Origin of the sequence: Ammoniphilus sp. CFH 90114 (genome assembly GCF_004123195.1) — a bacterium.
Classification (GTDB): Bacteria; Bacillota; Bacilli; order Aneurinibacillales; family RAOX-1; genus YIM-78166.
In genome coordinates this window covers 1-314 of sequence record NZ_SDLI01000078.1, presented here as the reverse complement: position 1 = coordinate 314, position 314 = coordinate 1, and the positions used below count along the sequence as shown (strand labels likewise).

Annotated in this window: 1 other RNA gene; it reads right to left on the bottom strand. The window is 45.9% G+C overall.

Features of this window, described 5'->3' with window-relative positions:
- Window positions 1–314: a transfer-messenger RNA gene (gene ssrA / locus EIZ39_RS26270) on the bottom strand; the annotation flags it as partial.

Below are 314 nucleotides of genomic sequence, written 5' to 3'. Positions count from 1 at the left end.
GCGTCCTAGCATATTGCCACCCCAACGTCTACACTCATATTCAGACTACTTAAGGTTTCACTGCCCAACTTGCCGCCTGTCAGGGCCCACATGAACAGCTAACCTGATTTTTCTCTTCTAACGTACTTCAGGTGGGAGTCGTTAGCGTAAGTCCGTTAAATTTAGGACCCAGATCTAGACCACGGACAAGCCTAGGAGGATCTACGTTAAGCGCCTATTAAGCAGCTAAAGCGTAAGAATTGTTATTATTTTTTGCAGTTATAATTAAACTGGACCTTTTAACGTAGATGCCGCTACGGAGTGCAGTTGGGGCG